Below are 7,068 nucleotides of genomic sequence, written 5' to 3'. Positions count from 1 at the left end.
CCTGCGATTTTCACCATCACCTTGTTACGGGGAAACAAAATGCGCAAACTTTTCAAAGCGTTTGTTCGCGATGAGCGCGGCGTCAGCGCCATGGAATACGCCATCCTGGCCGGCATCGTTGCCATTGCTCTCGGCGCTGCCGGCACGATCTTCGGCACCAACTTTGCGAAATTGTTCAGCAACATGTGGACCAACATCAACACCGCGCAATCGTCGAGCTCTTCGGGCAGCTAAGCCGCTCGCCGGAAGATCTGCGGCCACCGGCCCGGATCTTCCTTTCGTTTCTCAGGAGCCCAGTCGTGCATGTCCTTTCGCTTGCGATTCGCCTTGTCGTGTTGTGCGCGCTGCTGTGGCTCGCCGCGGTCGACGTGCGCGCGCGCAGACTGTCTAACCGGGCGGTCCTGCTGATCGGCGCAATGTTTTTCGTCGATGCATGGGTCAAGCGGCTGCCGCTTCACGACGTGCTGATTCACGTGGCCATTGCGGTGTTTGTATATGCCGTCTGTGCGGTGCTGTTCGCACTGCGGATGATGGGCGGCGGCGACGCCAAGCTGGCTGCGGTCATTTTTCTCTGGAGCGGATCCGGCCTGTGGCTGCCCGCGCTCATGCTCATTTCGATGACCGGTTTGGTGGTGGCGCTGTTGAGCCTCGCGACCCGGCGCATTTGTACCCAGCACACTTCGCCTCCCATGCGTGTGCTCGGTCTGTTTTCAAGCGAACGCGGAGTGCCCTACGGCGTCGCGCTCGCCTTCGGCGGTGGAACGGTGATCGTTCTGACCGGCCTGCTTCCTTTGATTCAGCTGCGGTAAGGACCATGCTCCCATGTCCACGATAATCAAGTTCGCCCTGCTCTTTCTCTTCGCCGCGATCGTCGCAATGATCGTGCGCGTCGTGATCGTCAGTTCGTCACATGCTTCGACACCGACGGTCGACACACAGCGGGTACGCGTCAGCGCGGCGGACCTTCCACAAGGGCTGCTGATGCGCGACGACGATCTGACGTGGAAGAACGTCCCGGTCAGCCGCGTGCCGTCTAACGCGATCGTCGACGGCAAGCCCGGCGCGATCGAACTCAAGGGTGCGCTGCTGCGTCACCCGGTGACAAGCGGGACCGTGCTCGTCGCCGACGACGTGATCCTGCCGAGCGATCCGGGCTTCCTCGCCGCCACGCTGCAACCAAACATGCGGGCAATTTCAGTTGCCGTCGACGACGTGTCCGGCAACGCCGGGCTGATCCAGCCGGGCGACTACGTCGACGTGCTGCTCACGCAGCAGATGGACCACAAGACCGACAACACCTCGCCGGACTTCTCGGTATCGAGCGAAACGGTTGTCGAACACGTCCGCGTGCTCGCTTCAGGTTCGGAAATCGTCCGTCCAAAAACCGGCAATCCGAACGAGGGCACCAACCGGATTCGCACCGTAACTCTCGAAGTCACGCCGCATATGGGCGAGATCGTGGCGGTCGCCTCGCATCTGGGCACCCTGTCGCTCGCGCTACGCAGCTTTGCCACGGCCTCGCGCGATTCCACACCGGCAACCCTGCCCTCGATGGCTCCCGCGCCCGCCAGCGACGCCGAGCGGCCGCCGGTCTGGGCAGGCGACATCTCCCGTGCATTGCGGCAGATTTCCCAGCCCCGCCAGGTCGCGGTGAGCGCGCCCAGCGCGCGCGCACCAGCGCCGCCACACGTCGTGACGGTGTATCGCGGCTCCGATCAGGCCGGCTCTGACCAGGGCGCTACGCAAACCGCGGCAGCCGGCGCAGGCAACGGCGCACCGCCGCTGCCGACGCTTCCCGTCGCCAAATAACGACGTGCTCGAGCACGTGGCATCCCTCTGCCAGGACAGATAGTCATGAACAAGCAGTTCTATTCGCAGACAAAATCGGTAAGCGGCATCACGGCGATCGTTGCGGGGCTCGCCATGATGCTTGCGATGCCGACCTACGCCGTCCGCCCGAAACATGTGACTGTGCCGTCCAGGCAAACCACGCCGCCGCCGCCGGCAACCACCTCGGGTACAGGTGGTGACATTAGTCTCGGCGCGGGCAAAGGGACCATGCTCCATCTGGCGGAAGATGCCAACTCCGTGTTCGTCGCCGATCCGAATATCGCCGACGTGCATGTGCCCTCGCCGCGCGCAGTGTTCGTGCTCGGCAAGAAGCCGGGCACCACGACGCTCTACGTGACGGGCGCAAACAACAAACCGCTGCTCCAACGCACGATCGTCGTCGAGCGCGACCTTCAGGCGGTCCGCAACATGTTGAGCGTGCGGTTTCCCGCGCTTCATCTGGAGCTGACGTCCGGCAACGGCTCGCTGATGGTGGCGGGCGCTCTGCCCGACCCGATGATCGCCGACGCGGTCGTGCAGGCGCTCACGCCGTTTCTGACTGACAAGGAAGTGCTGGTCAACCGCATGACGATCGCGCAGCCGGTGCAGATCGAGTTGCGCGTGCGCATAACGGAAGTCGACCGCAACGTCACGCAGCAGCTCGGCATCAACTGGCAGTCGCTGGGCAATGCCGCAGGCAACTTCTTCACCGGTGTCTTCAGCGGCCGGCAGATCTACAACCTGACCCAGCCGATCGTGGGCGCCGGCGGCACCACGACCTTTCCGGTCAATCTGCCGTCGAACAACGCGTACTCGCTGTTTACCGGCTTCAAGACCAACAATTGGGACATCCAGGCGCTGATCGATGCATTGAATCAGGAAGGCCTCATCACGACTCTCGCTGAACCGAACCTCGTCGCGCTGTCGGGACAAACCGCGAGCTTCCTCGCAGGCGGCGAGTTCCCGATCCCGGTCTCGCAGATCAACGGTGCAATCTCGGTGGACTTCAAGCAGTTCGGCGTCAAGCTCGACTTCACACCGACCGTATTGAACGACCGCAGGATCAGCCTCAAGGTGCGTCCGGAAGTCAGCCAGATCGACAACACGATTGCCGTGACGACCGGCGGCATCACGATTCCGGGCTTGAGCGTGCGGCGCGCCGACACGACCGTCGAACTGGCAAGCGGTCAGAGCTTCGCAATCGCGGGTCTGCTGCAAAGCAATTCGAACGATCTCGTGTCGCAGGTTCCAGGCATCGGCTCGATTCCGATTCTCGGCAAGCTGTTCAGCTCCACCAACTACCAGAACAACAAAACCGAACTGGTGATCATGGTGACGCCGTACATCGTCGAGCCGACCTCCGCCGAAAAACTGCGCAACCCGGTCCAGTCGCTCGAGGGAATCATGATGCCGAGCAGCGATGTCGAATACAGCCTCGGCCACCGCCAGGGCAACACGGAACCGCAGCCGGGACAACCCCGGTTGATCGGCGCGGCTGGCTACGTCTACTGAGTCACGACCATGAAACACGCATCCGCCTATACCTGTGCCCTGCTGTGCGTCACCGCCTTCGCGGTGAGCGGCTGCTTCAAGCCCCCCGTCAGCATGCCCGACGAACGCATCATCGGCTATGACGGCAAGCGCCTGACGCCGCCTGACTGCAACCGTCTTGAACAACCGTCGCTGCTGACCGATGCCGGTATACCGCGCCCGTCGATGGCGTGGGGCTGCGCGACCTACTCGAACCTGGCTGCCCAGATCGCGAATCCGCAGGACTTCGTCGCTCCGCAACCGCTCGGACCGGCCGACGCAGCGGTCGCGGCAAGCGGGGTGCGCCGCTACGAAACTGAACACGTGTACCCGCTTCCGACTGACACGACACGCGATCAGAAGTAACCCTCGCCACCTCTTTCGAAGACACGCCATGAGTACACTCGAGTTCAACCTGACGAAGAACCGGTCCGCTGTGCGGGTTGCCGAATTCGTTGCGTTCGTCGCCGATAAGGATACCGAGCAGGCGTTGAAGCGCTTCGTGCTCGAAGAGGCGATGCCGCACGTTCACATCGCAATCGGCGGTGTCGACGACGCGATCGTCCATCTATCGAAACTCGATCGTTCACCGCAATTTCTGCTGGTCGACCTGCAAAGCTCGGCGATGCCGCTGTCCGATCTCGGCCGCCTGTCCGAGGTGTGCGAGCCCTCGGTTCAGGTGATTGCGCTCGGCGAGCGCAACGACGTCGGCCTGTTTCGCAGCCTCCTGAAGCTCGGTGTGCGCGACTATCTCGTCAAGCCTTTGACGGTCGAACTGCTCAAGCGCACGGTGAATGTCGCCCAAGGCAGTGTGAATCAGGTGTCGTTCGCGCGCACCGGCAAGGCTATCGCTTTCACCGGTTCGCGGGGCGGCGTCGGCGTGACGACGATCGCGCTGAACCTCGCCCGCCATCTGACGAGCGAAACGCATCGCCGGGTCGCTTATATCGATCTGAATCTGAGCGGCGGCAGTGCCAATACGATGCTCGGTATCGAGACCAACAATGGTCTATGGGAAGTGCTGCAGAACGCGCACCGCCTCGATCCACAGTATCTGGAACGTACCCTCGTTGCAAAGGACGGTCGCCTGTTCGTGCTGTCCACGGAGCAGGATTTCGGCAGCAGGAGCGCCGTCGACCCAGCCACGTTCCAGCGCGCGCTGGCGCTGCTATGCGACAGCTTCCACTACGTGTTCCTCGATGTCGACAGCGCCCGCAATCCGCTTGCCGGTGCCGCCTTCGATGCCGCCAAGCGCGTCTACGTCGTCTCCGACCGCAGCGTGCATTCGGCGCGTCAGTGCATGCGTCTGCTGCGCCACATTGAAGACCGGGACAACACGCCGCAAACCTCGGTGGTTCTCAATAGTCCGAACGCCGCGAGCCACGGCAAGGTGCAAGCGGATGACTTCGCCGAGGCGATCGGACGCTCGGCGCTGCATGAATTTCACTTCGAACCGAAGTCGCTGCAGGTCGCCGAAAACCTCGGTGAAAAGCCGAAAGAGAAAAGCCCGAACGGCTTCAACCAGTCGATCATCCGCATCGCCAACGACCTGACGGGCCAGATGACCAAGACCGAACTCTCGCTGTTCAGCAAACTCGCTGTCTGGAGAAAGTAAATGTTCGGCCAGAAAAAAGTCGCGTTGCCAGTTGTGGAGGTGCCCGAAGACGGCGCGGTGGCAACGGTCGACCCGCTGCTGCCGCCGGGCGCGCCGGCCGTTGCGGCCGCACTGGCCATCGCAGCGTCCGGGGTCACAGGCGGCCTGCACGGCTTGCCGACGGCTGCCGCGAAGGAAGGCAACGATGCACTGGTCCGCTCCGAACTGTTTCGCATCATCCGCGATGGGGTGCTCGGCTCGATGAACGCGTCGGCCGTGGTGGGCCGCACCCGCGAACAGATGGCGCCGGTCGTCGAGCAACTCGTGTCGAGCGTGTCCGAACGCGAGCACATGAACGTCACGATATCCGAGCAAGGGCAGATCGTCTTCGAACTGCTGAACGACATGTTCGGCTTGGGACCGATCGAACCGCTGTTGATGGACGAAAGCATCAGCGACGTGCTGGTGAACGGTCCCGATCAGGTCTATGTGGAACGTCACGGCCGTCTCGAACTCACGTCGTACAAGTTCCGCGACAACGCGCACGTCATCAATATCGCGCAGCGCATCGCCGCGGGCGTCGGCCGCCGTGTCGACGAAAGCAGTCCGATGGTCGATGCGCGTCTCGCGGACGGCAGTCGGGTCAACGTCGTGCTGCCGCCGCTCGCCATTCACGGCGCGTCGATCTCGATCCGCAAGTTTTCCAAGCGCAACATCACACTGCACCGCATGGCCCAGCAGGGCAACATGTCGTCCGGCATGGCATCCGTGCTCAAGCTCGCCAGCACCTGCCGTCTCAACGTCATCGTCTCGGGCGGTACCGGGTCCGGCAAAACGACCCTGCTCAATGCGCTGTCGCATTTCATCGGCCACGGTGAACGCACGGTGACGATCGAAGACGCGGCCGAACTGCAACTCGTGCAGCCGCACGTGGTGAGCCTCGAAACACGGCCGGAGAATGCCGAGGGACTGGGCGCCGTGACCCAGCGCGATCTCGTCAGGAACGCGCTGCGGATGCGTCCGGACCGCATCATCCTAGGTGAAACGCGCGGTCCCGAAGCGTTCGACGTATTGCAGGCCATGAACACCGGACACGACGGTTCGATGACCACGATCCACGCGAACTCTCCGCGCGACGGCATCACGCGTCTGGAAAGCATGGTGATGATGGCCAACGGAAATCTGCCGCTACTGTCGATTCGCCGCCAGATCGCAAGCGCCGTGCACCTGATCGTGCAGATTGAACGGATGCGCGACGGCATGCGTCGGGTCACACGCATTACCGAACTGGTCGGGATGGAAGGGGACGTGATCATTACGCAGGACCTGTTCACCTTCCGCTATGACGCGAGCGCATACAGCGAAGAGGTCAAGGGCGTCTACGAGGGCTCGGCCGTGCGGCCGTCTTTCTCGCCGCGCGCTGCCTACTACGGTCTCGAAGATGCCTTGCTGGAGGCGATGAAGCAATGAGCAAGGCCGATCTGTTCACCTTTGCTGCGTTTCTCATTGCTGCCCTGCTGGGCGGCATGTATCTGCTGGTGATGAACCTGCGCAGCAACCAGAGCGACGCCCGAATCAGCACCCGCATCAGCGAAATGTTTCCGAGCACCGAGCGTGGACGACGCAAGGCCGGGGGTGACGAATCGCTGTTCAGAGTCGACAGCGAGGGCAACGCGTTTACTCGCTGGCTACGCCCAAAGCTGTCACGCTTGGAGACCGTGGCGGGCAAGAACGGCATTCGGGTGGTGGTCGGCATGGGCCTCCTTGCGTTTGCTGTTTCGATGCTCGCAGTGCGCCTGCTGCCGCTGCCCGGCTTCACGAAACCGCTCGTGCCGATCGTCCTGCCGCTCTTCATCATGATGCGGGCTTACTCGTATCTGGTCGAACGCTTTCGCCGCCGCTTTCTGGATGCGTTTCCGGACGCCATCGACCTGATCGTGCGCGCAGTGCGCGCGGGCGTGCCCGTCACGCACGTGCTTGCCGCCGCTGCGGACGAATGCCCGCAGCCACTGTCGGGCGAATTCCGGATCATGGGCGATTCGTTGAAGGTGGGCCGCGACCTGAAAGAAGTACTCGCCGTTGCCGTGCCGCGCATTCACATCGCCGACTTCTCA

Annotated in this window: 8 protein-coding genes; all 8 read left to right on the top strand. The window is 62.7% G+C overall.

Going from position 1 to position 7,068, the window contains the following annotated elements:
* The coding region (locus VGH68_RS22805) for a Flp family type IVb pilin (protein WP_331605978.1) at positions 1 to 234 on the top strand (234 nt) is incomplete at its 5' end.
* 98 nt (positions 235 to 332) lie between these two features.
* Positions 333 to 809: an A24 family peptidase gene (locus tag VGH68_RS22800; protein WP_331605977.1), complete on the top strand. Its 477-nt coding sequence runs from the start codon at positions 333 to 335 to the stop codon at positions 807 to 809.
* A 13-nt stretch (positions 810 to 822) separates the two neighbouring features.
* Positions 823 to 1,809, top strand: a complete 987-nt coding sequence (gene cpaB, locus VGH68_RS22795; RefSeq protein ID WP_331605976.1) for a Flp pilus assembly protein CpaB — start codon at positions 823 to 825, stop codon at positions 1,807 to 1,809.
* 45 nt (positions 1,810 to 1,854) lie between these two features.
* Complete coding sequence (locus VGH68_RS22790; RefSeq protein ID WP_331605975.1) at positions 1,855 to 3,342, top strand: type II and III secretion system protein family protein; 1,488 nt, start codon at positions 1,855 to 1,857, stop codon at positions 3,340 to 3,342.
* Positions 3,343 to 3,351: 9 nt separating this feature from the next.
* On the top strand, positions 3,352 to 3,726 hold the full coding sequence (locus VGH68_RS22785) for a CpaD family pilus assembly lipoprotein (RefSeq protein WP_331605974.1): 375 nt from the start codon (positions 3,352 to 3,354) through the stop codon (positions 3,724 to 3,726).
* Positions 3,727 to 3,754: 28 nt separating this feature from the next.
* Positions 3,755 to 4,975 carry an AAA family ATPase gene (locus VGH68_RS22780; RefSeq protein ID WP_331605973.1) on the top strand — a complete coding sequence of 407 codons (1,221 nt, stop codon included), beginning with the start codon at positions 3,755 to 3,757 and terminating at the stop codon, positions 4,973 to 4,975.
* On the top strand, positions 4,976 to 6,424 hold the full coding sequence (locus VGH68_RS22775) for a CpaF family protein (RefSeq protein WP_331605972.1): 1,449 nt from the start codon (positions 4,976 to 4,978) through the stop codon (positions 6,422 to 6,424). It abuts the gene before it with no gap.
* Positions 6,421 to 7,068: secretion system protein (locus VGH68_RS22770; protein ID WP_331605971.1), on the top strand; the 648-nt coding region annotated here is incomplete at its 3' end. The genes VGH68_RS22775 and VGH68_RS22770, both read left to right, overlap by 4 nt.

It is taken from the genome of Paraburkholderia sp. (assembly GCF_036488505.1).
Taxonomy (GTDB): Bacteria; Pseudomonadota; Gammaproteobacteria; order Burkholderiales; family Burkholderiaceae; genus Paraburkholderia.
Note: the sequence above shows the minus strand (reverse complement) of the source record. Positions and strands in the feature narration are given on the sequence as shown.